The following is a 25046-nucleotide window of genomic DNA, read 5'->3' as shown; positions in this document are numbered from 1 at the left end:
CTTGGTCAGTGAATAATAGGCACTGTGTAGTGAGGAATAGGGCGAGCTATGGGAGGAGACTAAGCTGCGACGCAGGCCGCAGCTTAGTAAAAGGCAGTGCAATTGACATAAAGCCTAGCTGGCTGAAGCGGCTATCAAGCGATGTACTTGGTCCTGTAGCAGGATTAATCAGCCAGTAAGCTTCTAGCAACAATTAGCTTCATCACTTCGCTGGTGCCACCGTAGATACGTTGTACCCTGGCATCGGCGTAAGCGCGTGCTACTGGGTATTCCCACATGTAACCGTAACCGCCGTGTAGCTGTAAACATTGATCGATCACTTCACACTGTAGCTCAGTGGCCAGAAGTTTGGCCTTGGAGGCGCTGACTGCATCCAGTGCGCCCTTAATATGTAGCTCAATACAGCGGTCTATGAATACCCGCATAGCCGTAAGTTTTGAATCCATTTCAGCTAGCTTGAATTGCGTATTTTGAAAGGCAGCAATCGGCTTACCGAAGGCCTTTCGTTCTTTGACGTAAGCAACTGTTTGCTCGAGCACTGATTCAGCATTAGCCACCGCTGATACAGCAATACCGAGACGTTCCTGCGGCAGTTCTTGCATTAAATAGATAAAGCCTTTGCCTTCTTCTCCCAGTAGGTTTTCTTTGGGAATGCGCACATCCTGGAAGAATAATTCTGAGGTGTCCTGGGCCTTCATGCCGAGTTTATGGAGATTGCTTCCCTTGAGAAAGCCGGGAGTTCCTGCTTCAACTAGCATTAAGCTAATACCTTGCGCTCCAGCTGAGGGATCGGTTTTACAGACCACAATAACCAGATCAGCCATTTGTCCATTTGTGATAAAGGTTTTTGAGCCATTCAGTACATACTCATCACCATCGAGTATTGCGCTCGTTTTGACTCCTTGCAGGTCTGAGCCCGTACCCGGTTCTGTCATAGCGATAGCAGTAATGATTTCGCCACTTAAGCAAGCCGGGAGATATTTCTGCTTCTGCTGCTCTGTGCCATGATGCTCAATGTAAGGCACTGCAATATCAGAGTGCAGTCCGAAGCCGATGCCGCTCAAGCCCATACGAGCGATTTCTTCACTGATGATGGTGTTGTAGAGGTAGTCGACGCCAACGCCGCCATATTGTTCAGTTACGGAAGGTGCCAACAGCCCTTGTGCACCAGCTTTTTGCCAAAGCTCACGGCTTACCTGACCCTCTAGTTCCCACTGATCATGATGGGGCAGTGCTTCCTCTTGCAAAAATTTGCGCACACTGTCACGAAATTGTCGGTGTTCTTCTGTAAAAATTGTTCTTGGTATCATGCTGATTAATCCTAATTAAAGTCACTTCAATATCAGATTGAGTATAGGGCTTATGGGACTTTGTCACTTTACGCAATGACATAGCTGCTATCTAGCTGCTGCCGTACCTGCAGCTCTCGCAATAGGCCTGCGCCTTATTCAATGGGCTTAATCTCAAACAAGCTTCAAAGCCCCAAGACTCTTACCGCATAACAGCGAGTTGCTCAGCGCTCTATAGCTCAATAGAAAGCTTTGATTCGCTTATAGCTGGTACTGTCTGGCGGCGAGATCACGCATTATTTCCTCAGAGCCACCACCAATGGCGTTAACCCTGACTTCACGGTAGATGCGCTCTACACGGTTACCACGCATATAACCTATGCCACCGAGGATTTGCATAGCCTCCCTAGCACAAAACTCAAGTGTTTCACTGCAGTGCACCTTTAATAAGGCGATATCACCAAACACAGCGGTACCGGCAATAATCTCCCGGGTGCAGTACTGGATATAGCTTTGGCAACTGTTGATGCGCTGCTTCATTTCAGCGATTTTGTGGCGGATAACTTGATGGTCAGCAAGACGCTTGCCAAATGTTTTTCTGTTTTGAGCCCAGTTTACCGCCTCTTCCAGACAGACACGTGAGCTGGCTTCCATCATGACTGCCATGGACAGGCGTTCATGGTTAAAGTTGTGTGCGATAACATAGAAACCTTTGCCTTCCTCGCCCAGTAGGTTGCCTGCGGGCACCTTGACCTTATCGAAGTAAATGGTGGCTGTGTCGCTGCACCACCAGCCTTGTTTCTTGTCTAGGGGAGTGCGACTCACGCCCTCCACATCTGCCGGTATAACTAATACAGAGATGCCCCCCGCACCTTCTCCACTGGTGCGAACACCCGTAGTAAACCAGTCTGCACCCATGCCGCCAGAGATAAAGGTTTTACTGCCATTGACGATGTAGTGGTCACCCTCTCGTACTGCAGTCGTTGTTAAATTCGCTACATCAGAGCCTCCAGAAGGCTCGGTAATCGCTAGGGCGATACGCTTGGTGCCTGCTACTACTGGCGGGATAATGGTGCTTTTTAGCGCCTCACTACCAAAGTTCAGTACTGGCGGTAGACCTATGCCATGGGACAACAGCGTACTGGGTAAGCCACCTAGGCTAGTTCTAGCGAACTCTTCACTGAGAATATTACGGTAGTGCAGATCAATACCTTCGGATGTGCCGCCGTATTGCTCGGGATAGCCCATGCCCAAAATCCCCGCAGCAGCAGCCTTATCCCAGAGCTCTGGTGGTAGGGTGCCATTTTCGTCCCACTCATCGACATGGGGTGTAACTTCTTTATCAATGAAGCGACGCAGTTGTTCCCGCCAAGCCTCATGAGCCTCAGTAAGATCAGGGTTTGAAAGCCGGCTTGAATCAAATGACAGTGACATAAACAACATTCCTTTTATTATTTATTAGCTCTGAGTTATCTAGGGGATTGACTGTGTGTGATCAGCACTTTGTTCTCTATTGGCTAGCCATTGCCCGGCGATGATCAAGCCAGCCGGTAGTATCTCGTCTGAGGCAATCAGTTGATATAAGTCTGTTGTTGGCATACGCCGCACTTTGATATCTTCGCCCTCGCTCTCTAGTCCATGTACGCCAGCCGCTTTTGAGGCATCCACACGCCCGTAAAGCAAATAGGTTTTCTCACTGCAGCCACCTACAGAGCCGTAGTAGCGGGCGATTGGCAGGCACTCCCCTTGAATTTCCAGTCCGGCTTCCTCCTGGGTTTCGCGTCTGGCGACAGTATCAACGACTTCCCCCGCCTCAATCATCCCTGCGACAAGGTCTAGTACCCAGGGGTTTTGCTCATCGATAGCACCAACCCTGAACTGCTCAACGAGCACTACCTCATCAAGCATTGGGTCATGCAGCAAAATAGCCACCGCATCGCCGCGTTGTAGCAGCTCACGCGTGAGTATCTCAGAATAACCGCCATTAAAGAGCTCATGGCTTAGTTTCAACACTTCGACTGTTAAAAAGCCTTTAGAAAGCGTCTCACGGCTGTGGACTTGATATCTCATAGGCTGATTACTGTTATCGCTCATTATTTTGCTCACCGTAATATCGAGAAATGGCTCTGCCTAGTATTTTAAGCATGACTTTGACTGGAGTGGCAGCGCTGTCAGTAGCCATTAAGTTAATTATTTTAACGAGCTCTTTTAGTTCCGGGTACTCAATGACTTACAATAGGCCAGAGCAATCGCCTAAAGAGGGCAGCCTTAGCCATATAAGCTGTTTCAGCTGCATAAAGTGCTCTGGCTCCTCAAGCCACTATTAACTTGCTGAGCTGTTATTCATCACGAGCATTAAGGAAATATTGTCAGTGAAGGCATTTACCTTAGAAGAGTATCAACAATTTCATCTCAATCCAGATCGTCTACAGAGCTGCTATCAAAACAAATGGTTTAAGCTCTTCGTGCCCAAGAGCTACGGCGGCTTAGAATTGTCGATGGCTGAAGGCTGCCAAAGGCTACTTGAGGTGGCAGAGATTCAGGGTGGCTTGGGCTGGACGGTCAATTTAGGTGCCGGTGCCAACTGGTTCTCAGCTAGCTTTGCAGACCAGGTGGCCCAGGAACTGTTTAGTGCAGAGGATGCTGTCATCGCAGGCAGCGGTGCCAGCAGTGGCCAGTGGCGAGAGCTTGATGATGCTGTTGAAATTAGCGGTGAATGGGGTAAATGCACCGGCGCCCATCACGCGACTTTGTTTAGTTTAAACGCAACACATTCGGGTAAAGGGCTGAAGAGCTTTGTGGTACCTAGGGCTAAGGTTCAACTGTCAGAGGATAAATGGCCGATCATGGGAATGAGGAATTCCTCCTCATTCGGTATTCATTTAGAGGCTGTCAAGGTACCCAAAAGCTATGGCTTTGAGATTAACCGTATCAAGAACAACGATCACTACGGCGTATTTCATATTCCTTTTCAGTCCTTTGCGCGTCTTAGCATGTCCGCTTCCTATCTAGGCTGTGTTAAGTGTGTATTAAGGCTGTGTTTGCAGGGTTTAGAGAAGCCAGAGGCCGTGTCATTGATCGACAAAGAGCTACTGCCCTTGGTAGAAACATGCGAGCAAAGGCTTTACAGCTTAGCGAGTGACGTGGAAGCAAAAAGTGTCAAAGGTCTCTATTTAGAGCAGCATGAGCAGCATCTCCGCAGTGTTTTAGGTGAGCAAAACTTGCAAGTTTTTCAGAGCATTCAAACACTTTTCCTAGCTGGGGGGTTGGCATTTATTGAAGAGGATAAGCTCATTCACTGGGCCTACCGAGACCTGTTGACGGCTGTGCAACACTTTATGGTTAAGCCTTAAGTGTCCAAGCGAGCCTGACTAGATAGTGTTAAGGGGCAATAGCCCTAACCAAAACCTTCAGTTTAGCTTTCATCCCAGTAGCGAGTCATTTGTAGATAGAGGAAGGAGGCGGTCCAGGTTATCAGCACCAAACCAGTCAGTGACTCCAGCCCAGTCAAATAGCGTAAATTGCCAATCGGTTCGATGTCACCGGTACCTAGGGTGGTGTAGGTGGTAAAGGAGAAGTAGACGCAATCAAGCAGCGTCCCCTCAAAGTTGCCGCGTAGTTCCCCCCAGCCATCGGTCTTGTGCATGTAGTAGTAAGACAGAGCAAAGATCCATACTTCTACTGCATGTGCGCTGAGAGCTGCAAAGACCCCAAGTACGATCCGAAAGCGATGGCGAATTTTTAACAGTGGCATAAGTAGCGTAAGGCGGTGCAGAAATTCATAGTGAATGATGACCGTCAAGCCGATAAGAAGCATATTGACAAGTACAACGACTAACACATTGCAGACTCCGCTAGGATGTTTTTGCGCTTACTTTACATAAAAACATAAATTGCCCATAGCACTGATGTAAGAACGTAAAGGGCTGACTGCTGGTTTGTAGAGTAGATACTCATAAGCATTAAGCGCCACTGCTAGTGCAATTAGATCTGCGCTGTCATTATCGGAAGAATCATTGCTGTCCTGCATTAAGAATTCTAAGCTCGCGCTGAGGAAAATGTTTTTCAATGAGTTTTGTCACCTGGATATAGCTTTGCGGGCTAGAAACTACCACTAAGGCACTTTCTATAAGTTCACTTGATTGTCTGGCGAGAACTTGAATATCCATTTTTATTACCTTTATAGCTCGCTCAAGCCTATATTAGTTTCAGCACATTTGTTTACGTAATTTGCCAAGCTTTACAGTTGAAGCCCGGAGGAATTTGCATGAGGTTTATCCTGCTAGCTCAGTGCTAGCGGTAATTTATAGTGATAGCTGACGTAACTCTGTAGGCTGTTCACTATGGCGCCATAGCGTTTCAAAGAGCTCCAAATAGCGCTTTGTTAATGCTCTTGAGTTTGCTTCATAAAAAACTCTGCTGAGGCTTTCTGCCGGCTTATAGAGCAGGCCATCATGATCACGAAGCACTAGTGTTTCACCTTGCCATTGCGGATGTTCAGCGATGCAGTGCAGGCGCACTTTGCTTGGTATGCGTCGCGCGAGATTCAGCAGCCGGTGATTCCTTAGTCGTTGCGGCCCTGGATCATCGATCAATATACGCAGCTCAGTGTGACGGGAACGACGCGCTAGTTGCGCCATTGCCTCAGCTAAGTGTTGGCTATCGAATATACGAAAGCTTGCACTGGGGCTAAGCAGGTATAGATAACGGCTGGCGCTCTCACAAAGCTCTACCGTGGGGGCAAGCAGATCCGCGCTATCATTATCGGAAGAGTCATTGCTGGAGCTGTAGTTTGAGCCCGGCTTAGTATCCATCTTTGTATCCTGCTCTACACCCAAGCTGGGCCTTATCATTTGCGGCGAGCTTTATGTCTAGCTTGAGTACTCGCCGTTTGATCACATTATAGTTAAAGACTCCATTAGCAGTCTGGCGCTGTGAGGGGCTGAATCTGCAGAGGCTCTTTGAATGTTAGAGTGCGGTAAGGGAAGGGGATCTCGATACCGGCCTGATCCAATGCACGCTTAATAGCGATGATAACCTCAGCGCGGGACTGACGGACATCAAAGGGTTTTGCTTGGGTCCACCAGGCCACTTCAATATCGATGCTACTGTCTCCAAAGCCCTGGGGGAAAACCTGTACAGCTTTACTTGAGTGCACCGTAGAGCAGCTCTCCACCGCCTCTTGTATGACTACAAGCGCTTGTTCCAAGTCGACGTCATAGGCGACGCCAGCGATGATTTCCACCCGTCTGAGAGTCCTGTTAGTGACCACGTTGACTGGATTTTTAAACAAGAAAGAATTTGGTACCAGCATCAGCTCACCGGAGGTAAGGCGCAGCTTTGTCATGCGAATGGTGACGTCTTCAACTTCTCCGAGAATACCTTCACATTCAATAAAGTCACCGTTTTCAAAGGGGAAGCGCCACAGCAATAGAATACCGGCAAAGAAGTTTTCAAAAATATCCTGAAAAGCAAAACCAATAGCGATTGAGATGAGCCCGAGACCGCCCAGCGCGGTAGTGGGCGTCAGGCCTGGAAACCAAAACATCGCTGCTAGCAGCAAGCCGGCGCCCCACACTAAGATATTGACCAGCCGCTCACCCAGTTCTTGTAGCGAGGCCTTCACGCTCGCCCGTCTGAGCGCGCGCCGAGTCAGTTGTTTAACCGACTGAGCGGCAATCCAAGTAAAGACCAGAACCAAGAGTCCAGCGAGAAGATAGGGAGTGTGCTGCAAAAAGGCTTCCCAAATACCGAGGAAAGTTGATTGCAGTGAAGAGACTACATCGGACATAGACTGCGGTGCATCGATGGGAGAGGCCGCATCAATTGCTTCGTTGGTTGATGCTTGTGCCGAGGCTGCATTTTCATTCATCGTGTTCTTCCTATGGGCCTGTTGAGTTTTTTATGCAGGCGATCTTGTCTCGAAGCGTGCTTGCATTGTTGTGGCAAAGCAGTGGGAGATCCACGTTTTTTGAAGTTCTCCGCCAAGTTAAGTGCTGGCACTTAAGCACTCAGAATTCTCCAATGGCTACAGCTTGCTGCTATCAATGACAGGTGCTATTTATCATCAGCCCCAAACCAGCGCTCCATACGCTCGGCTGTGCGCGCTCTAGCGTCATCATTGATGTAGCGAGCGACAGCTGCCAGCGCCAGGGCTAGTACACCCAGATCATCCGCGTAGCCCACTACAGGTGTTAGGTCGACGATGGCATCGAGGGGCGTGATAAAGTAGCCCAGCGCGCCAAAAATGGTCGCTTTGGCCCATTTCGGGACATCTTCTTGCTGCGCAGCGTAGTACATCAACAGGGCCTTCTCGACTACCTCTTTACCGGCGCTGCCAGCGTAGTGGCGGAGTTTGTCCCAGAAGCCCTCGTCGCTATAAGCTTGTTGGTATTGATTATTCTCGGGGGGCACTTCCTTTTTTGGCATAATTTGTATCCTTGGAGCCATTTTCGGGCCTTAGTTCAGAAGGGGCTATGAAAACGCTTAGACGCCCTTATGGGCATTCCCCTTGTGGTACTTTAGCCTGTATCTTACAGCTATAGATTATCCAGCTATATAGAGTATTTGTGTGTTGAAAGTAGGCCTTAAGGCAGGTTGTGACTGTGCATCGATCGCGTCCTAACCTGCAAGACTTATATCACTTGGCAGAACAAGTGGAACAGGACCGTGAGCGAGCGATATCAGAGCTGCGACAGCGCGATCACGCTATTGCAAGGAGCTGCCAGCAGCAGAGTGATGAAGCGCGTCTCTTGTATTGGCTCGATAGCGTGGTTCCGGCCGATCAAGGCAAGGGCTGGCAAGCAGAGTCGAGCTGGGTCTATATCGCCCGAGGCTTGGCTTTGCTCTTAGGCTTTAGCGCGATGGCGGGCTTTTTGCTCAGCAGCAGTCGCGGATTAGTTAATGCCTTTGTACTGCTAGCGCTCTTTGTCGGCCTGCAGCTTTTGATGAGCCTCTTTGCGAGCTTTTTCTTTGTCCGAACAGTGAGTGGCCGGGCCCCGGCCACTTTGCCAGCGAGCCCGATGCGATTGCTGGTACTGCGCAGCTTGCCCGATCGGCGCTATCTACGTGAGGCCGCTTCGGTGCTCCGTCTACTCCTTATGCGATACTGTCAGGAGTTTGCCGTCTTGTTCACCGCCGCCGCTTTAGCTGCTTTTATTGCGGTGCCGGCGATAACTGATTTTGCCTTTGTGTGGGGCTCCACTTTTTCACTCAGCGATCATTTTGTGCTGAGCTTCACCGATGCCATGGCAGGGCCTTGGTCGAGTGTGTGGCCGGAAGCTACGCTATCCAGCGATATTATTGCGGGCAGTCGCTACCACCCAGCGCTGACCAATTTAGATCGCGAGGGTATTGATAGCATGCGGGGCTGGTGGGGCTTTCTGTTTATGAGTATCACCGTTTATGCCTTGCTCCCACGCTTGTTGCTGTGGGCTGCTAGCAGGCTAGCGACGCGGCACATGATGCGCCGTGCTTTTGTGCAGTTTCCCGGAGCTGACATGGTACTTAACCGTATGCGTGCCCCCTTGGTTACCACGCAGAGCTCCGAGCATAGTGATGAGGCTGTGTCAGAAGCACAAGCGAGAGCTGCAGTCTCTTCAGGGCCTTCCGCCACAGCGCGAGTCTTGTTATTGGACTGGAGTGGCGCCTTGGGTGCTGAGTCAGTGGATCAGTTTGAAGAGCTCTTGAGTCTCGGCCTTGCCCAGGACAATATTTTATCGCTGGGCTTTAATCAGCTACAGCGTGAGCGCGAGCTGCTGCAAGAGAAAAACAAAGCTGCCTTTGATCAACTGGCAGTGGTGGTAAAATCGTGGGAGCCACCGATGGCAGAGCTAGCCGACATACTGGCCGAGCTCGATGACATACCGCGTTGTACGCTCTATCTCGTGCCGCTCCCGGGTAAGTCTGTGCCACACCGTAAAGTGGAGGACTGGCGGCGCTTTGTCCGTGAGCAGGCTTTTGCTAGTGTGGATGTGCAACTTCTTAATCGCGTGACTCCGATATGACAGTGCCAACTTTTGCCGTTGTTGGTCGCCCCAATAAAGGGAAATCCAGCATCGTAGCGACCCTGGCTAGAGACGACTCGGTGTATATCGACGCCCGCTCTGGCTCGACACGCAAGGCCCGTAGCTTTCCCATGCAGGTCAACGGTGAAACCCTCTATGCACTTGTGGATACCCCGGGTATTCAACGCGCTAGGGCTGTATTGGATTGGCTACAGGCCAACTGCGCTGACGCTTCTGCTAGGCCCCAAACTGTACGCGCTTTTGTTGAGGCGCACCGCGATGATCCGCGCTTCGTCGATGAGTGTGAGCTACTGAGGCCGATCATCGATGGCGCCGGTATCATCTATGTGGTCGATGGCTCCTGCCCCTTTGGTGCGGACTATGAGGCAGAGATGGAGATCTTGCGCTGGACTGGGCGGCCGAGTTTGGCGGTAATCAACCCCATTGATAATGCCGATTATGCCGCCGAGTGGTCCGCTGGTTTAGGGCAGTTTTTTCGTACTGTCCGCGAGTTCGATGCCCACCGTGCTGAGCTAGCTAAGCAGTTAGAGCTGTTGGAGCTTTTCGGTCACTTGGATCCGGCTTGGCGCGATGACTTAAAGCGCGCCGTGCAATTACTACAGGAAGAACGGGCCCAGCAGCATCACAGCGCCAGTTTGTTGATCGCCGACATGATCACTGAGGCTTTAAGATATAAAAGCTCACAGCGCCTGCTGGAGGGGATGCCAGCCGAGCCGGTAGAGAAGCTGCTGGCCAGCCAATATCAGAGCCACCTGGTGAAGCGCGAACGGCAGTGCCGACGTCAAGTGGAGGAGGTCTATCATTACAAGCACTTGGAGCGCAGCGAAGAGGTCTTGGCACTGGAAGACTCGGAGCTATTCAATGTCGAAAACTGGTACCTCTGGGGCTTGAATAAAGCCTCTCTGACGGTTGCTGCGGGAGCCGCAGGTGCTCTCTTGGGCGGTGGTGCCGGTGTGGTTGTTGATGGCGTGACGGGCGGTTTGCTGGCCGGCTTACCAACTCTGACCACTTCGGCGCTGGGCGCTATTACAGGCAGTGTTGGGGCCTGGCGCTATGCCGATGATATCGCCCAGTTTCAGGTCAAAGGCATACCCACTGGCGGCAAGTTACTGAGCTACGGTCCCAGTAAAAACATTAACTTCCCCTTTGTGCTGTTAGGCCGGGCTCTGTTGCATCACAAACTGCTCTGCCACCGCACCCATGCGGATCGCAGCGCATTGAGCTTGGACAATGAGCTATTGCAGCAGCTAGAGGATAAAGAGCGGCGCAAGTTAGCGCGTTTGTTCGCTGACTTGAGGGCGGAAAAGCGCGTCGTTGAACGACGCGCGGAGCTGGCGGAAATGCTACTGGCCTGGTGCCAGCAGCATGATCAGGTGGCAGGGGAGAGTTAGCGAATCGCCGATTCGGCTTTACCCTGCCAGTAGAAGGGGGCAATGCTGGCATCGCCACTGACTTCTTCACCTAGGTCCGCAGCACGGTAGATACGGCCATTGAGAATTACGTGGCTGATCTGGTCGCTGTTGCGAATATTTTCCAGCGGGTTGGCATCTAACACTACAAGGTCGGCTAGCTTGCCGACTTCTAGAGAGCCGACATCGTCGCTCATACCCATATAGATCGCTGGGTTAATGGTCGCAGCCGATAGCGCTTCCATGGGGCTAAAGCCTCCGCGCACAAAGCTCCACATTTCCCAGTGGGTGCCCAGGCCTTCGCGCTGGCCGTGTGCGCCAGTGTTCACCAGTACTCCTTCATCTAGCAATACCTTGGCAGCGGCGGCGGCATCATCATCGCGGTAATCCGCTTCCGGTGCCATCGGGCGGCGCACTGAGCGCGGCTGTAGCACAGTGGGGGGCACGAACTGGGACAGGATGGGGTGCTTCCATACCTCAGTGTCTTGATAGTAATAGTCCTCTGAGGTCAGGCCACCGAAAGTGACTACTAGGGTCGGGGTGTAACCGGCTTGAGACTGACTCCAGAATTGGGTCACATCATCGTACATGGGCAATACCGGTACGTTGTGCTCAATACCGGTAATACCATCGGCGATCAGGTTCATGTCTTGATGGTACAGTGAGCCGCCTTCGGCGACCGTCATTAGGCCTTCCTGGCGGGCTGCTTCAATGACCTGCTGGCGCTGCTCTCGGCGTGGCTGGTTGTAGTTCTTAACCGAGACGGCGCCCTGCGCTTTGAGTCGTCTGACATGGGCTAAGGCATCTGCAAGGCTGTCCACTGGTGACCAGAAGGTGCTCTGGGCGCCGTAGATAATCTCCGCGGTGGAGAAGATGCGCGGCCCGAGAATCAGCCCAGCGTTGCGGTATTCCGCAGCCGAAAACACCAGATTAGCCGAGCTGGAAGGGTTGTGCACTGTAGTGACACCTAAGGCTAGGTGAGCCATGAGGTTCCAGTTTTGCTGTGGAATGATTTCCCCTGAGCCATAGGGGCCATGGGCATGAATATCGACAAAGCCTGGGATCAGTGTTTTACCGCTTAAGTCTAGGCTCTGATAGCCTGCGGGTACCTCAAGGTCAGCGCTGTCGGCGATGGCTTCAATGCGGTTGCCATTAAGCAGTACCGTGGCGCTGTCATAGACCCTGCGCTGGCGGTCCATGGTAATCACTCGCGCATTGGTCAGGGCCACTTTAGTGTCCGGTTTGTCAGCTTTTACTTCAAAAGACAGATCGAGCCCTGTTTTTGGCGGCTTGAAGCCTTCCGCCATGGCATCGGCAACCGCGACAGTTTTAAGTTCCGGGCCAACTGACCAGCTGAGCGCGCTGCCATCCTGGTTCCAGTACAGGTAGGTACCGCCAGTGGTGCTTAGTTTGACGCTGGGGAAGGCCGGCTTGGGGGCATCCAAGACCAGGGCTTTGCCACTGGGCAAGATATCTGAGACATACATATGGTGATGACTTTCATAGGCCACATGTTTGCCGCTAGGCGCCAAACGGATAGTGCTGGCGAAGCTCGCTTGAGCTAGCTCGCGCACATCGTAACCCTCACGGGTCATAGAGATCAGCTTGGTGACCGCGGTTTGACTGCCGCGACCCGATGCCGATTCCGCCCGCTCCTGGGCATAGAGGCGCTGTGGGTCTGGCCCGAAGTGGGGGTCAGTGCCGCGCTTGCTGACAAAGCGCGTTTCACCACTACCGATATCCATCAAATAGATGCCTGGCTGAACCGCCCAGTCTGGGCTCAATAATGCAGAAGCAGGGCGCTTGCGATAGGCGAGTGTTTTGCCCTCTTGGTCGATGGCTAATTCGGTGAACTGGCCGCGCTCGTCACTGACAGCTCGGGATTTGCCGCCGCGCGCACTGACCCGGCGGATACTGGAAAGGCTCTGGTCGTTCCAGCGCAGGAAATAAATTTCGTTGCCATCGGGTGACCAGACTGGTGAATAGTCAAAGCCGTCTTGCTTATCGCTGCTCAAAGGCTTTGCGGCTTTATCACCACGCTTGAGATAGAGGCGGCCTAGGGATTCAAACACTACCGATTTGCCGTCGGGGGAGGGCTGAGCGAAGCGCATCATACGTGTGCGGAAATTATCCGGTGCTACCTCTACGGTAAATAGCGGGGCAGGGTAGATTTGGCGCGTGTCTTTGACCTGGAAAGGAATCTCCGTGAGTTGACGGCCCTCTAGCTCTAGCCGCCACAGTTTACCGCCAGCCCAAAACACAATGCTGCGGCTATCGGGAGTCCAGTCCATATTGGGGTAGAGACCATGAACGGCCCAGGTTTCCTGCATGTCTAGGTCTAAGTTGTCGTAGACCATTTCTTCCTGGCCACTGGCGAGGTCTTTGACAAACAGGCGAGACTCGGCGCGGACACGCTTTACGTAAGCGAGTTTTTTGCCGTCTGGCGAGGGCGTGGGGCGTACGGCACCGCCGGGGCCACCGGCTACGGTGCTGACTGCGCCGCTATCGAGATCGATTTGACGGATCTGGAATAGCTCGCCGTTACTGTCTTGGTGATAGATAAAAGTGTCGCCGGGCGTGGTATTCAAGGTGTAATAGATACTAGAACCATCGGCACTGAAGTTTGGTTCACCCTGTTCTTTTTGGAAGGTTTCGCTGGGGCGCTTAACCACCAGTTGGCCACTTTGTTCCTTGCCGCCAGTGGCGCGATATAGCCAAATTTCGCCGGTGCCAAGGGAGCGCGAAGTTGTGAAGTGCTTACGTGCAGCGATATAGCGCCCATCGGGGCTCCAGCTGGGGTTATTGAGTAGGCGGAAGTCCTCGTGGGTGACTTGATGCAGTTCGCCACTGTCCAGCTTCAGAGTCCAGATGTTATCGCCGCCGGCGCGGTCAGAAGTAAAAGCGATGTATTGCCCATCGGGACTAAAGCGCGGTTGCATATCCCAGGCAAGGCCAGAGCTTAAAGAGCGGGCTTGACCACCAGAGATGGGGAGAAGGTAAATGTCACCGAGTAGGTCAAACACAATTTGCTTGCCATCTGGCGACACATCTAGGCTCATCCAGGTGCCTTCGTTGACATCGAGAGTCGCTGACTTGGCGTTGACAGAATAGCTCGGGTGATTGACGTCCCAAGTTGGCTGCTCAGGCCTTGTGCCCTGACTCAGGGCGCTGCTGCTTATCGATGCACTGAGTAAGCCTGCCAGAACCATTGAACAGGTCAATCTCATGCCAATTTCCTTTCATTTGTTGATCGGGTTGCAGTGATTCATACTGCACAAGCCAGCCACTTTACACTTTTGACCTACAGCTTTGTAGTTTGGAGAATTTATGTATCAGCGATTTTTGCCTGTTTTATTGAGTTTTTTTATTAGCGCTTCGGCGCTGGCCCTTGAGGTGGGTGATCAAGCGCCAGATTTCACTCTAGCTGGCAGTGATGGCAAAACCTATAGCCTCTCGGACTATCGCGGCAAGAAGGCGGTGGTGCTGGCATGGTTCCCTAAGGCCTATACCCGCGGTTGCACAATCGAGTGCAAATCCCTGGCTGAAAATGGCCACCTCATCCGCGCCTATGAGGTCAGTTATTTTATGGCCAGTGTCGATGCCTTAGAGGATAATAAGGGCTTCGCCGAAGCGACCGAGGCGGACTTTCCCTTACTGAGCGATCCCAGCAAAGCAGTGGCTGAGGCCTATGGCGTGCTCCATGAGCTTGGCTATGCCAAGCGGCATACCTTCTACATCGGCAAAGATGGACGCATTTTGAAGATCGATAGGGCGGTACAGCCGGCCAGTTCTGCTGAGGATATGGCTCGCACTTTGGCTGAGCTCGGCGTCGCTTTGAGCGATTAATTCCCTGTCGGATAACTTTCACAGACTACTTATTTAACCCTTTACCTAGGAGATACAGCATGCGCCAGATGTTCACGCTATGGTTTAGCTGTTTGATATTTTTTAGTGCCTATTCACTAGCCAGCACTAGTGAAAGCGAGCGCCTTAAACAGTGGCTAGATGCCCGCTACGAAGAAGAGCTTAAATTTAGCCCAATGACCTTAACCAAATTGGGTCGAAAGCAGCAATATGCTGACATAGATGATTTTAGTGAAGCGGCTTGGCAGACACAGTTGCAGTGGCAACTCGCTACGCTGGACAGCTTGCGAGAAGACTTTGATTACCAGGCACTCGACGCTGATGCTCGAGTGTCCTACGACTACTGGATTTATCGTGCAGAGCGCGCTCAGGCCCAACATCAGTGGCTAAGTCATCACTATGTCTTTGATCAAGTCACAGGGCTGCACACGGCCTTTCCGCAGTTTATGATCAGTTATCACGGCGTTGAGAGCGAGCAGGATATGCTCGACTATATCGCTCGACTGGAGGGCATTGCCCGAGCCCTAGGGCAGCTGCAGCGACGTGCCGAAGCAGCGGCCAAGCAAAATATACGCCCACCGCGTTTTGCTTTTGATATTGTGCTTGAGCAGTCCCGCGCGGTGTTGAGCGGGGCTCCTTTTGATGAGAGTGATGAGGCAGCTCCTTGGTGGCGTGATGCCAAGAGCAAAATTGATGCACTACAAAGCGCCGGCAAAATTGATGCAGCCCGCGCAGAGCTGCTCAAACAGCAGGCCCAAGAAGCCTTTGGCAAGCATATCCAGCCTGCTTATCAACAGCTGATTAGCTGGTTGGAACAAGATCGGCTCAAAGCGGATCAACAACCCAAAGGCGTTGCCAGTCTCAGCGATGGCGCTGCCTACTACGAGTATCAGCTCAGTTCTTACACCACCACTGACTTAACAGCTCAGCAAGTGCATGAGCTCGGTCTGGCCGAGGTGGCGCGCATCCGCGATGAAATGAGCGCCATTATTAAGCAGGTAGAATTTGACGGCAGCCTGGCTGAGTTTTTTGATTTTGTTCGCAGTGATGAACAGTTCTACTACCCCAACACCGAGCAAGGTCGTCAGGAATTTATTGATGAAAGTCGTCATTACCTTGATGTCATTGAGTCAAAACTGCCCCAGTACTTTGGTATTTTGCCCAAAGCCGACCTAGAAGTGCGTCGCGTTGAAGCTTTCCGCGAACGCGATGGTGCCGCAGCTTTCTACGAAACTGGAACTGCCGACGGCAGTCGTCCGGGTGTTTATTACATGCACCTCTCAGATATGCGCGCTAATAACCGCAGCGATCTGCAGACCACGGCTTATCACGAGGGCAGCCCCGGCCACCACATGCAGAGCTCGATCGCCTTGGAGCGGGATGACTTGCCGCTGTTTCGCAGTAACGAGTGGTATTCCGCTTATGGCGAAGGTTGGGCGCTCTATGCCGAGTACTTAGCCTGGGAAATGGGTGTTTACGATAATCCCTATTACAACTTTGGCCGTTTGGGCGGTGAGATTTTTCGCGCTATTCGTTTAGTTGTTGATACTGGCCTGCATGCACTGGGCTGGTCTGAGGAGCAAGCGGTGCAGTACATGCTGGACAACTCGGCGATTCCCGAGACCTCTGTGCGCTCAGAAATACAGCGCTACCTAGTGTGGCCAGGGCAAGCAACCTCCTACAAAATTGGCATGTTGAAGTTTCTCGAATTACGTGAGCAGGCCAGTTCAACCCTGGGCGAGGACTTTGATATTCGCGCCTTTCACGACTTAGTTCTCGGGGGCGGATCACTGCCTTTGAGCATTTTGGAACGCCGAGTGGGCGAGTGGATTCAGGAACAGGCCGCCAACTAAAGTATGTACTCTCACGCCACTTTAAAAGAACTATTCAGACTGGCACTGCCGATGGTGGTGTCGCAGAGCGCTTTTGCGCTAATGGTTTTTACCGACCGTCTGTTTATGTCGAAGATCGATGCGCTGCACATTGCTGCGGCGCTCGGCGGTGGCGTTACATTTTTTGTCAGCATTGCATTCTTTATGGGGGTGATTGCTTACGCCACCGCTTTGGTTGCGCAATATTACGGCTCGGGGCAGTACGCCAAGTGCCCTAGGGTGATCACTCAGGGCCTTATTATCGCTCTGCTGTGTCAGCCGCTGCTGCTCATTGTGGCGCTATTGGCGGCCGAGCTGTTTCGTTTAATGGGACATTTGCCGGAGCAAATCGCCCTAGAGCGGCAGTACTATTTTGTGCTGATGGCTGGCTCTTTTTTCACTTTAGTTAAAACTTGTATTGCCTCTTATTTCTCCGGTATCGCTCGGACTCGGGTGGTCATGATTAGCGATGTCTCAGGGGTAATTATTAACATCCCCTTAAGTTATGCCTTGATCTTTGGTGTATGGGGTATGCCTGAGCTAGGTATTCGCGGGGCAGCTCTGGGCACCGTGGTCGCAACCATCTTCACCATCGGCGTCTACGCTGTATTTTATTTTACCCGCGTACATCGTCTGCGTTTTGCTGTGCTTGAGTCTTTAGTCTTGGATAAAGGCATTTTACGGCGCTATCTGCGCCTGGGCCTGCCCTCTGGCTTTGAGCTATTTGTCGGCGCGGCAACCTTTAACCTCTTTCTACTTTTGTTCCAGTCCTATGGCATCAACGAAGGGGCTGCGATGGCGATCGTGTTCAACTGGGATATGTTGAATTATGTGCCGCTGGTGGGAATGAATATTGCCGTGACCAGTATGATTGGTCGCTATGTGGGAGCGGGTGATATGGCCCGCACCAATGAGGTGATCTCTGCCGGCTTCGTATTGGCATTGGGCTATTCATTCATCTTGGCTTTGGTGTTCATTTTCTTCCGCTGGGAAATGATGCAAGTATTTGCCACCCCAGAGGATGACTTTGGCCCCATTGCTGCATTAGGAAGCCAGATGATGATCGGTCTGGCGACCTACGTTTTGGCCGATGCCGTTATTTTGATTGCCAGTGGCACTTTGCGCGGGGCTGGTGATACTCACTGGCTGATGAACACCTCTATGCTGATTCACGCCTTGATGCTGATTGGGCAGGTAGTGATTATCAAAGTCTTGCACTACGGTCCGATAGCTAGTTGGTGGACCTTTGTCATCATGCTACTGAGTTTAGCGCTGGTCTATCTTTCGCGTCTGCTGGGTAATACTTGGCGGCAGCCCAAGCGTTTAAAGCGGATGCTACAAGAATAGCAGCTGGCCTGTGACCTCGGGTACGCCGCGGTCACAGCAAGAGCTTGAGAGAGTTTAGATGGTCAACAAGCGCCGCAGCAGACCGTCACTGCGACGGTTTTGTTCACGCACTCGGAGTAACTCGGCGAGCTGAGTTTCAATTTCATTGGCCACTTCAGCGCGGATTTTTTGCTGCTGTTTCTTAGTCAGCTTTTTGCCAGCATAGGCCGATAAGTCAATCGGCTGGCCAAAGCCCATGAAACAGCGCTGTGGTCTGGGCAGCATGGTGCCTAAACTACCCCGTGGTATTGGCGGTAGCATGTCAGGACGGGTATCTTCGTTGATCACGCCCAGTTTCTGTAACAGCTGCCCCAAGCGTGAGTCCGGGATCTCGTCCCCTTCAATCCAGTGGTCATAAAACTCATCGGGCCCGACAATGCCAAAGGGCATAATGGTGTAGCCGTGCTTGGCGGCAAGGCGGACAAAGCCATAGCGCTCTTTCCACTGCAGTTCATACATAGCACTCGCCGGTTTGACGGCTTCGTGAGCCCCACCGGGGAATACGATGAGGTCTTCGCCATGCTCCATCAGGGCATCGCAGACCGCAGGGTGTCCCATGACGATGCCGCGTTTGAGCAGGGCTTTAGCCACCTTGTCATTACCCCACAAAAACCGATCCGCTAGAGGGCGCACCGGACGCTGAATTTCACGTGCTAGCAGTGGGCTAATGACGAAACCATCCAGTGCAAATAGCGAGTGGTTACCGACAAATAAGCAGGGTTGTTCGGGCACTCGATCGCTGTGCAGCAGCATGGGATTGAACAGTTTTTTTACTGCCAGATGCCAAATATCCAGTTCGCGCCCGCCAAAACCTTCGGCGCTTAAAGCGGCTTCGATATGTTCCTGAATGCGCTCTTCGCTGAGAGGGTCATTGTCGCTGTCTGACTTTGACATGGTAGATAAACCTCATGGTCTGTTTGATTTCAGTATAGCCTCTCTCGGTCTGCGCTCACAGCCCAGTCAGAGTGATTATTCCGAACCTAGCAAGCGCCCCAAGCCGCGAGTGCGTAATTCCGCCTGTAGGAAATCGCGAATTGAAAAAGCGTGTTCCATGGCCAGCGCTTTCTCGGCCAGCTGCTCTGCATCGCGGGCAGAAATAGAGCGCAACAGCCATTTAATGCGCGGTATTTTTGAGGCACTCATACTCAAGGTGCGAATGCCCAGGCCCGCTAATACAATGACCGCTGCCGGGTCTGAGGCCATTTCGCCACAGAGGCTCAGCGCTAGCTCATTTTGCCTGGCGTGTTCAGCAATGCGCGCCAATTCGCGCAGCACTGCCGGGTGTAGGTGGTCGTAAGCTGCGGCTACGCGGGGGTTGTTACGATCCAGTGCCAGCAAATATTGACTTAAGTCGTTGGAGCCAATGGATATAAAGTCCAGGCGGGATGCCCAGGTCGATAGCATAGAGATTGCTGAGGGCACCTCGACCATAATGCCCATTGGCGGCCGGCGGATGGCAAAACCTTCGTCACTGAGCTGCTGTATGGCATCGCTGAGAAGGCTTCTAAAACTATCGATTTCCCAGGTATTGCCAACCATGGGTAAAAGTATCCGCAGATCATAGGCGTCACCGGCAGCTCTCAGCATGGCGCGTATCTGGGTCATCAGCAGGGAGCTGTTATCGAGACAGAAACGGATGCCGCGCCAACCCAGTGCGGGGTTTTCCTCTTCGATGGGGAAATAGGGCAGGGGTTTGTCGCCGCCGATGTCTAGGATGCGCATATACACCGGCTTACCGTGATAGGCCGATAGCACCTGGCGATAAATAGCTTCTTGATCATCTTCCGAGGGGAAGGTCTCGCTGATCATAAAGGGCATTTCGGTGCGGTATAGGCCGACGCCTTCGGCGCCGTTGGCAATACCGGGAGAAATGTCAGCCAGCAGGCCGGTGTTGGCGAGTAAGCGGATGCGCTGACCGTCGGTGGTGGTCGCGGGTAGATCAACCAATTCACCCAGTTCGCCCTGTAAGGTCTGCTCGGCTTTTTTCAGGCGCCGGAACTCACGCTTAACCGACATCGGCGGCCGTAAAATGGCTTGCCCGGCGTTGCCATCAATAATGATTGGGTCGCCGTCATAGATGTTTTTAATCTTGCCGGTACCCATCACAGCGGGTACGCCCAAGGCGTTGGCTAGTACCGCAGTATGGGAAAGACTAGAGCCTTCAAAGCAGACTATGCCCTGCAGGCGCTCGGTATCGCAGGCAGCGATATCCGATACGCTAACTTTTTTACCGACTAATATGACCGGCCATGAGGCGTTAAGAATAGGCGCCGCGTCGTGGCCAGTCCAAGCTGAGTAAAGTTTGTTACCAAGGTAGTAAATATCTTCGTGGCGGGCTCGGAGGTAGGGGTCCTCCATGGCCAGAAAAATTTCTGAAAAATGCTGTACCGTTTTGCGCAGAGCAGCGGGTAGCCACAGGCCATCGCGGATATTGTTGGCAACGCTATCGCGCAGCTTGTGGTCGGCTAAGAGTAGCTGGTAGGCACTGAATACAGATACCACACTGTCGGATAACTCAGCGCCCAGGGCCCGGCGCTCCTGTTCAATCTCATCCGCTACTTGTGCCAGCAGCTGGTACCACTGAGTCAGTGCTAAATCGATGTCCTCACAGGTTTTATCGGCAACGCTATAAAGGTCATCTTGGTCACAGATCCAGACCTTGCCAATACCAATGCCCGGGGCGCCTTTGACGCCATAGATGCGCTGGGTGGCACTCAGTTTATTGGTGATGACCTGTGGGTCAGCGGGCAACAGTAGGGCTAACTGGGCGGACAGCGTGACCAAGAAGGCCATTTCCTCCTCGCTCATTAAGCGCCCTTCGCGAGATTGCACAACCAATACGCCAATCACGCTGCCACTGCGAACCAGCGGGATCCCGCAAAAACTGCGAAATTGCTCTTCGTGAGTACCCTCTAAGTAGAGAAAGTCTGGGTGGGAGACGGCATCGGCAATATTAATCGGGTGCCTGCTGCGTGCCGCTCGGCCTACTAGGCCAGTTCCTTGGGGTAGCAGGCTTTTACCCACCGCCAGTGGGTTGAGGCCCTGACTGGCAGCCAATAGCATGCTGGCATCGGGCTGCGAGATATAAAGACTGCAGACGTCGATGTTAATCGCTCGCTGAATCGATTCAACAATCAGCTCAACTTGTTCCCGGCTACCGGGAGCTTGAGCGACTGCCTGTACGATGCGCGTGAGTTCGAGTAATGAATTCATAGAGCTTTATTAGGCGGCAAAACGAGCGCTACGGCAAGTCAGATTTGTTATAGCACTTTTAATACAGTCTTAAAGTAAGCTTTTCTGGCATTACTCAACTATGTACTCATTAAGTCAATGCTATGCCACCCTTTGATTTTAGGCAGATCTTGCCTGCGTAGTAGGCGCTTATCCGCTATAGTGATGGCCTATTAATAGAGAACTGGGAGAAGTCATGAGCACTGCATTACAACTACGATCTTTAGTGACTGAGGATGGCAAGTTAGAGCTCTCTTTACAGGAAGTGGAGATACCCAAGCCCGGCCCTGAAGAGGTTTTGGTCAAGGTTGAGGCGGCGCCGATCAACCCATCTGATCTCGCTCTGCTGACCGCTTTCGCTGATTTATCTAGCGCCCAGCAGTCGGGCAGTGCTGAGCGGCCAGTGATTACTGCCGACATCCCAGCGGCGGCCCTGCGCCTGCTCAAGGGCCGTCTAGGTCAATCCCTTGCGGTCGGTAACGAAGGGGCCGGGGAAGTGATCGCCGCTGGAGACTCCGAGGCAGCCCAGGCCCTCATGGGCAAGACCGTTGGGATTGTCGGCGGCGAGACTTTTGCTCAGTATCGCTGTGTGCATCACATGCAGTGTCTGCCCCTAGAAGAGGGCACCACAGCGGTGGCGGGCGCCTCTTGCTTTGTTAACCCGATGACTTCCCTCGCTATGGTAGAAACCATGCGCATGGAAGATCACAGCGCTCTGGTCCACACCGCTGCCGCCTCGAACTTGGGCCAGATGCTTAACCGCATCTGTTTAGCCGATGGCATTCCCCTGATCAACGTGGTGCGTAGAGCCGAGCAGGAGAAGATTCTGCGTGATTTAGGTGCCAAATACGTGGTCAATTCCAGTGCTGACGACTTCCTGCCGACCCTGACCGAGGCGATTGCCGAGACCGGCGCTACTTTGGCATTTGATGCCACAGGTGGCGGTAAGCTAGGCAGTCAAATCTTGAATTGTATGGAAGCAGCGGCCGCCCGGCAGATGAGCGAGTACAACCGCTACGGCTCTGAGACCTTCAAACAGCTCTATATTTACGGTGGTTTGGACCCTTCTGCCACGACTTTACAGCGCACTTTCGGTTTTGCTTGGAGCGTCAGTGGCTGGCTCTTGCCCCTGTTCCTCAAGCGAGTGGGGATAGAGAAAATGCTAGAGATGCGCGCCCGGGTAGCAAGCGAGATCCACAGTACTTTCGCTAGCCATTATAACCGTGAGGTCAGTCTGGCCGCGGCATTGGATCTTGACACACTGCGTGACTACAGCCGTCAGGCTACCGGTGCTAAGTACTTGATCCGGCCCCAGCATTAAAAGACTGAGACTGAGACTGAGACTGAGCTAACTAGCGCATATATGCCAACAGCATTAAGTGGGCAACTGCCTATTACAGAAGCGCTGCCGAGTTTGTGTGCAGCACTGCTTGAACGACATGAAGCCGTGTTGCAGGCGCCACCGGGGGCCGGTAAAACCACCCTGGTGCCACTGGAAATGCTATCTCAGCCATGGCTGGCGCCCAGTGATAGCATTTTATTAGTCGAGCCGCGGCGCATTGCCGCCCGTGCCGCCGCAGCGCGTATGGCCGAATTACTCGGTGAGCAGGTCGGCGACAGAGTGGGCTATCGCATCCGTTTAGAGACTTGTGTCAGTGCCGCGACTCGTATCGAGGTGCTGACCGAAGGTATTTTGGCGCGCCGCCTGCAGAGCGACCCGGCACTTGAGGGCGTGGGCCTGATCATTTTTGATGAGTTTCACGAGCGCAACTTGGATTCTGATCTCGGCTTGGCCCTAGCTTTACAGGCCAGGGAAATGTTTCGCGAGGAGGCTCCGCTGAAGTTGCTGGCGATGTCCGCCACGCTAGATGCCGATCGCGTAGCCGCGCTGCTCGATGATGCGCCGCTGATCACTTCCAAGGGCCGGCAGTATCCCGTTGAGATTCACTACAGCGCTCCCCATCGACTGCAGGATTCCATCATTACACCCACGGTCAATACCGTGCTGCAAGCACTGCGCGAGCAAGCGGGCAGCGTGCTGGTGTTTTTACCCGGTCAGGCAGAAATTAAGCGAGTGGCGAGAGAGCTAGCAGCAAAACTCGAGCCAGAGGCCGCGGCCATTAATATCTGCCCACTTTATGGCGCTTTGCCCTTAGCCCATCAGCAACAGGCGATCGCCCCGGCAAAGGAGGGGCAGCGCAAGGTGGTGTTGGCGACCAACATCGCTGAAACCAGTTTAACCATCGAGGGAATTCACACGGTCGTCGATAGCGGCCTCTCGCGCGAAGCAGTCTTTGATACCGCCAGTGGCATCACGCGGCTGACCACGCGGCGTATCGCCCGCTCCTCGGCTGAGCAGCGGGCCGGCCGAGCGGGGCGTCTGGCACCGGGAGCATGTTACCGCCTGTGGAGTGAAGAGCAGCATCGCCAACTGCTGGCGCAGGCAGAGCCGGAAATATTGCAGGCTGATTTAGCGCCCCTGGCGCTGCAACTCTTGGCTTGGGGGGTGCAGGATCCGGCAGAGTTGTCGTGGCTTGATGTGCCGCCCGCCGCTGCTTATCGGCAGGCAATAGAGCTGCTGGCAGCCTGTGAGGCCGTGGTCCAAACTGCCGAAGATAGCTGGCAGTTGAGCCCCCAGGGTTTGCGCTTAGCGCAAATGCCACTGCATCCCCGCTTAGCTCATATGCTGCTACTGGCCGTGGACCTTGATGCCACTGAACTCGGGGCTTTGCTTGCTGCGCTACTGGCTGAACGCAACCCCTTGGCCACACAGGGCGCAGACCTTGGCCATAGTTTAGCGCTATTGCAGGGCGATCGGCCCTGCCCGCCGGAACTGCGCAATTGGTATCGTCGCACATGGGAGCAGGCCCGACGCTACGCCAAACTTAGCGTAGCGCTGCACCAGCCTCGGCAGCTTGAACTGGCCTTGGATCGCAGTGAGCTAGCCGGGGTGCTACTGGCCGCGGCTTATCCAGACCGCATTGCGCGGCTGCGGCCCGGTAAAGACAACACGGCCTACCAGCTGAGTAATGGCCGCAGTGCTCACTTGTCAGCCGAAGATAGCTTATGCGGAAGCCCGTGGTTGGCGACCGCTGAGGTGGGCGGACGTCGCGGTGAATCGGCCGACCGTATTTACTCGGCGACGCATTTAAATGCTGCGGCCTTTGAGGGCGTACTCGCTGCTCTGGTCAAAAGCACTGAGCAGGTGGCATGGGACCACAGCAGAGAGCGCTTTATTGCCGAGCGCCGTTACATGCTAGGCAAGCTGGTGTTGCGCACAGAGCCTATGAAAGAGTTGCCGTCACAGGCCCGCACTGCGGCACTGCTGGCCCTAGTGCGTGAGCGGGGTTTGCAAATACTCCCCTGGACAGAGCGTTTAGAGCAGTGGCGGGCTCGAGTGAATTTACTTCGTCAGCAATTTGGTGATGAGAGTCCATGGCCCGACCTCTCCGATGAGGCCTTGTTGGCCAGCCTAGAACAATGGTTGCTGCCCTGGTTGGACCCGGTCCAGCGCCTGCAGGATTTTGCCCGTCTTGATCTACCGGCTATTTTACAAGCGCTACTGCCTTGGCCGCTGCCACAGGAACTGGAGCAGCTGGCGCCAGAGCGCATTACGGTGCCCTCGGGCTCAAGTGTGGCGATTGATTACCGGCAGAGTCCACCGGTGCTGGCGGTTAAATTGCAGGAAATGTTTGGCTGTGAGGAGGGGCCGCGGATCTGTGCTGGCCGTTTAGCTCTCTGTCTCCACTTGCTCTCTCCGGCGCGGCGCCCTTTACAGGTGACGGAGAATCTGGCCAGTTTTTGGCGCGATGCCTATGCTGCGGTGCGCAAGGAAATGCGCGGGCGCTACCCTAAACATCCATGGCCTGAAGACCCTGTCACAGCCCAGGCCACAAGACATACCACAGCGCGGCAGGCGGCACAGAGCGCTCAATAAGCCTGTGCTAATTGAGCGACTGTTCTACTTAA

Annotated in this window: 19 protein-coding genes; 8 read left to right on the top strand and 11 right to left on the bottom strand. The window is 53.2% G+C overall.

Going from position 1 to position 25046, the window contains the following annotated elements; genetic code table 11:
* Positions 1-164 precede the first annotated feature (164 nt).
* The 3 genes from H2508_RS05005 to H2508_RS04995 form a co-directional block, all read right to left on the bottom strand.
* Positions 165-1310: an acyl-CoA dehydrogenase family protein gene (locus tag H2508_RS05005; RefSeq protein ID WP_182169486.1), complete on the bottom strand. Its 1146-nt coding sequence runs from the start codon at positions 1308-1310 to the stop codon at positions 165-167.
* 240 nt (positions 1311-1550) lie between these two features.
* The gene (locus tag H2508_RS05000; protein ID WP_182169483.1) at positions 1551-2723 is read right to left on the bottom strand and encodes an acyl-CoA dehydrogenase family protein; all 1173 of its coding nucleotides are present in this window, start codon (positions 2721-2723) and stop codon (positions 1551-1553) included.
* Between the two features lie 39 nt (positions 2724-2762).
* Positions 2763-3359, bottom strand: coding sequence for an NUDIX domain-containing protein (locus H2508_RS04995; protein WP_182169480.1), 597 nt, complete (start codon positions 3357-3359; stop codon positions 2763-2765).
* A gap of 302 nt (positions 3360-3661) precedes the next feature.
* Between H2508_RS04995 and H2508_RS04990 the strand changes: the two genes are divergently transcribed.
* Positions 3662-4642 (top strand): acyl-CoA dehydrogenase family protein, encoded by a 981-nt coding sequence (locus H2508_RS04990; RefSeq protein ID WP_182169477.1) that lies wholly within the window; start codon positions 3662-3664, stop codon positions 4640-4642.
* Between the two features lie 62 nt (positions 4643-4704).
* Here H2508_RS04990 and H2508_RS04985 read toward each other — a convergent pair whose 3' ends face one another.
* The 5 genes from H2508_RS04985 to H2508_RS04965 form a co-directional block, all read right to left on the bottom strand.
* Positions 4705-5130, bottom strand: a complete 426-nt coding sequence (locus H2508_RS04985; protein ID WP_182169474.1) for a potassium channel family protein — start codon at positions 5128-5130, stop codon at positions 4705-4707.
* A gap of 172 nt (positions 5131-5302) precedes the next feature.
* Positions 5303-5458, bottom strand: a complete 156-nt coding sequence (locus H2508_RS04980) for a hypothetical protein (protein ID WP_182169471.1) — start codon at positions 5456-5458, stop codon at positions 5303-5305.
* 135 nt (positions 5459-5593) lie between these two features.
* Positions 5594-6103 carry a DUF7931 domain-containing protein gene (locus tag H2508_RS04975; RefSeq protein WP_182169468.1) on the bottom strand — a complete coding sequence of 170 codons (510 nt, stop codon included), beginning with the start codon at positions 6101-6103 and terminating at the stop codon, positions 5594-5596.
* A gap of 104 nt (positions 6104-6207) precedes the next feature.
* On the bottom strand, positions 6208-7161 hold the full coding sequence (locus H2508_RS04970; RefSeq protein WP_182169465.1) for a mechanosensitive ion channel family protein: 954 nt from the start codon (positions 7159-7161) through the stop codon (positions 6208-6210).
* Between the two features lie 185 nt (positions 7162-7346).
* Positions 7347-7718, bottom strand: a complete 372-nt coding sequence (locus tag H2508_RS04965; protein ID WP_182169462.1) for a YkvA family protein — start codon at positions 7716-7718, stop codon at positions 7347-7349.
* Positions 7719-7888: 170 nt separating this feature from the next.
* On the opposite strand from H2508_RS04965, the gene H2508_RS14995 reads away from it, so the two are divergent.
* The gene (locus H2508_RS14995; protein ID WP_182169459.1) at positions 7889-9295 is read left to right on the top strand and encodes a DUF2868 domain-containing protein; all 1407 of its coding nucleotides are present in this window, start codon (positions 7889-7891) and stop codon (positions 9293-9295) included.
* Entirely contained in the window at positions 9292-10707 is a 1416-nt protein-coding gene (locus H2508_RS04955; protein WP_182169457.1) for a DUF3482 domain-containing protein, read from the top strand. Before H2508_RS14995 ends, H2508_RS04955 begins: the two co-directional genes overlap by 4 nt.
* On the opposite strand, the gene H2508_RS04950 is transcribed toward H2508_RS04955, so the two are convergent.
* Entirely contained in the window at positions 10704-13952 is a 3249-nt protein-coding gene (locus H2508_RS04950; protein WP_182169454.1) for an amidohydrolase family protein, read from the bottom strand. The two genes, H2508_RS04955 and H2508_RS04950, sit on opposite strands and share 4 nt — an antisense overlap.
* A gap of 100 nt (positions 13953-14052) precedes the next feature.
* Between H2508_RS04950 and H2508_RS04945 the strand changes: the two genes are divergently transcribed.
* The 3 genes from H2508_RS04945 to H2508_RS04935 are packed head-to-tail and all read left to right on the top strand — an operon-like array spanning position 14053 to position 17807.
* Entirely contained in the window at positions 14053-14571 is a 519-nt protein-coding gene (locus tag H2508_RS04945; protein ID WP_182169451.1) for a peroxiredoxin, read from the top strand.
* 59 nt (positions 14572-14630) lie between these two features.
* A complete protein-coding gene (locus H2508_RS04940) occupies positions 14631-16442 on the top strand; it encodes a DUF885 domain-containing protein (protein ID WP_182169448.1) in 1812 nt (603 codons plus the stop codon).
* A gap of 3 nt (positions 16443-16445) precedes the next feature.
* Positions 16446-17807: an MATE family efflux transporter gene (locus H2508_RS04935; RefSeq protein WP_235964837.1), complete on the top strand. Its 1362-nt coding sequence runs from the start codon at positions 16446-16448 to the stop codon at positions 17805-17807.
* Positions 17808-17861: 54 nt separating this feature from the next.
* Here H2508_RS04935 and H2508_RS04930 read toward each other — a convergent pair whose 3' ends face one another.
* Both H2508_RS04930 and ptsP read right to left on the bottom strand, forming a co-directional pair.
* A complete protein-coding gene (locus tag H2508_RS04930; RefSeq protein WP_182169445.1) occupies positions 17862-18740 on the bottom strand; it encodes a lysophospholipid acyltransferase family protein in 879 nt (292 codons plus the stop codon).
* Between the two features lie 75 nt (positions 18741-18815).
* A complete protein-coding gene (gene ptsP, locus H2508_RS04925; protein ID WP_182169442.1) occupies positions 18816-21059 on the bottom strand; it encodes a phosphoenolpyruvate--protein phosphotransferase in 2244 nt (747 codons plus the stop codon).
* Positions 21060-21273: 214 nt separating this feature from the next.
* On the opposite strand from ptsP, the gene H2508_RS04920 reads away from it, so the two are divergent.
* Together H2508_RS04920 and hrpB are read left to right on the top strand one after the other, a co-directional pair.
* The gene (locus tag H2508_RS04920) at positions 21274-22398 is read left to right on the top strand and encodes a zinc-binding dehydrogenase (RefSeq protein WP_182169439.1); all 1125 of its coding nucleotides are present in this window, start codon (positions 21274-21276) and stop codon (positions 22396-22398) included.
* 42 nt (positions 22399-22440) lie between these two features.
* Positions 22441-25014 (top strand): ATP-dependent helicase HrpB, encoded by a 2574-nt coding sequence (hrpB, locus tag H2508_RS04915; RefSeq protein ID WP_182169436.1) that lies wholly within the window; start codon positions 22441-22443, stop codon positions 25012-25014.
* The last annotated feature ends 32 nt before the right edge of the window (positions 25015-25046 follow it).

The sequence above is a fragment of the Sediminihaliea albiluteola genome, from assembly GCF_014077625.1.
GTDB classification, from domain to species: Bacteria; Pseudomonadota; Gammaproteobacteria; order Pseudomonadales; family Halieaceae; genus Sediminihaliea; species Sediminihaliea albiluteola.
Note: the sequence above shows the minus strand (reverse complement) of the source record. Positions and strands in the feature narration are given on the sequence as shown.

Excerpts from the sequence above, each read along its gene's own strand:
- H2508_RS04950 (WP_182169454.1), bottom strand. The coding sequence starts at position 13,952 with ATGAGATTGACCTGTTCAATGGTTCTGGCAGGCTTACTCAGTGCATCG.
- H2508_RS04945 (WP_182169451.1), top strand. The coding sequence starts at position 14,053 with ATGTATCAGCGATTTTTGCCTGTTTTATTGAGTTTTTTTATTAGCGCT.
- ptsP (WP_182169442.1), bottom strand. The coding sequence starts at position 21,059 with ATGAATTCATTACTCGAACTCACGCGCATCGTACAGGCAGTCGCTCAA.
- H2508_RS04940 (WP_182169448.1), top strand. The coding sequence starts at position 14,631 with ATGCGCCAGATGTTCACGCTATGGTTTAGCTGTTTGATATTTTTTAGT.
- H2508_RS04980 (WP_182169471.1), bottom strand. The coding sequence starts at position 5,458 with ATGGATATTCAAGTTCTCGCCAGACAATCAAGTGAACTTATAGAAAGT.
- H2508_RS04930 (WP_182169445.1), bottom strand. The coding sequence starts at position 18,740 with ATGTCAAAGTCAGACAGCGACAATGACCCTCTCAGCGAAGAGCGCATT.
- H2508_RS04920 (WP_182169439.1), top strand. The coding sequence starts at position 21,274 with ATGAGCACTGCATTACAACTACGATCTTTAGTGACTGAGGATGGCAAG.
- H2508_RS04965 (WP_182169462.1), bottom strand. The coding sequence starts at position 7,718 with ATGCCAAAAAAGGAAGTGCCCCCCGAGAATAATCAATACCAACAAGCT.
- H2508_RS04970 (WP_182169465.1), bottom strand. The coding sequence starts at position 7,161 with ATGAATGAAAATGCAGCCTCGGCACAAGCATCAACCAACGAAGCAATT.
- H2508_RS05000 (WP_182169483.1), bottom strand. The coding sequence starts at position 2,723 with ATGTCACTGTCATTTGATTCAAGCCGGCTTTCAAACCCTGATCTTACT.
- H2508_RS04975 (WP_182169468.1), bottom strand. The coding sequence starts at position 6,103 with ATGGATACTAAGCCGGGCTCAAACTACAGCTCCAGCAATGACTCTTCC.
- H2508_RS05005 (WP_182169486.1), bottom strand. The coding sequence starts at position 1,310 with ATGATACCAAGAACAATTTTTACAGAAGAACACCGACAATTTCGTGAC.
- hrpB (WP_182169436.1), top strand. The coding sequence starts at position 22,441 with ATGCCAACAGCATTAAGTGGGCAACTGCCTATTACAGAAGCGCTGCCG.
- H2508_RS04995 (WP_182169480.1), bottom strand. The coding sequence starts at position 3,359 with ATGAGATATCAAGTCCACAGCCGTGAGACGCTTTCTAAAGGCTTTTTA.
- H2508_RS04935 (WP_235964837.1), top strand. The coding sequence starts at position 16,446 with ATGTACTCTCACGCCACTTTAAAAGAACTATTCAGACTGGCACTGCCG.
- H2508_RS04955 (WP_182169457.1), top strand. The coding sequence starts at position 9,292 with ATGACAGTGCCAACTTTTGCCGTTGTTGGTCGCCCCAATAAAGGGAAA.